General features: G+C 71.1%; 1 protein-coding gene. It reads left to right on the top strand.

Features of this window, described 5'->3' with window-relative positions; all coding sequences use genetic code 11:
• The coding region (locus ABZY20_RS37405; protein WP_356448018.1) for an amino acid adenylation domain-containing protein at window positions 1-1,102 on the top strand (1,102 nt) is incomplete at both ends.

Below are 1,102 nucleotides of genomic sequence, written 5' to 3'. Positions count from 1 at the left end.
GGGAGCGGTCGGCGCCGCTGCGGGCGGAGAACGTGGCGTACGTGATGTACACCTCCGGCTCCACCGGCAATCCCAAGGGCGTCGCCATCACCCACTCGGGTGCCGTCAACGGTGTGGCCCGGCTCATCGAACGGGTCGGTGTCGGTGAGGGTTCCCGCATGCTCGCGGGCACCTCCGTCAACTTCGACGTGTCCGTATTCGAGATCTTCACGGCGCTCGGCGCCGGCGGAGTCGTCGAGATCGTGCGCGACGTGCTCGAACTGGCCGAACGCGACAGCTGGACCGGCAGCGTGATCAGCTGCGTGCCGTCCGTCTTCGCCGAACTGCTCGACGAGATAGCCGACCGCACCTCGGTCGACGCGGTGATCTTCGCCGGCGAGGTACTGCCGGCCTCTCTCATGAACCGGGTCCGCGCCGCCCTGCCCGCCACCCGGATCCTCAACGGCTACGGCCAGAGCGAGAGTTTCTACGCGACCACCTTCGAGCTGCCTGCCTCGCAACGCTGGGACCGCGGCAGCAGTGCCCCGATCGGCCTGCCCCTCGGCAACATGCGCACCTACGTCCTGGGGCCCGGACTCACCCCCGTCCCGGTGGGCGTGGTCGGCGAACTCTACGTGGCCGGCGCCGTCGGCCGTGGCTACCACGAGCGGCCCGGGCTGACCGCCGAGCGCTTCGTCGCCGACCCGTTCGGTGCGCCGGGCAGCCGCATGTACCGCACCGGCGACCTGGCCCGCTGGACGACCGACGGCCAACTGGAGTGCGTCGGACGCGACGACACCCAGGTGAAGGTGCGGGGCTTCCGCATCGAACCCGCGGAGGTGGAGGCCGCCCTCACCGCGCACCCCGGGGTCACCCAGGCCGCCGCGCTGGTCCGGGAGGCGGACGGCGGCAAACAGCTCGTGGGCTACCTGGTGCCCACCGGTGACCGGCTCGACGCCACCGAGGTTCGCCGGTTCGTCTCCGACCGCCTGCCGGAGTTCATGGTGCCCGCCGCGCTGGTCGTTCTCGACCGGTTGCCGTTGGATCCGAACGGCAAGCTGGATCGGCGTGCGTTGCCGGAGCCGGAGTTCTCGGGTGGTGCGTATCGGGCGCCGTCGTCGCC

Origin of the sequence: Streptomyces sp. NPDC006624, from assembly GCF_040611555.1 — a bacterium.
Taxonomy (GTDB): Bacteria; Actinomycetota; Actinomycetes; order Streptomycetales; family Streptomycetaceae; genus Streptomyces.
The sequence above is the reverse complement of the archived record's forward strand: the minus strand, read 5'-3'. Positions and strand labels throughout refer to the sequence as shown.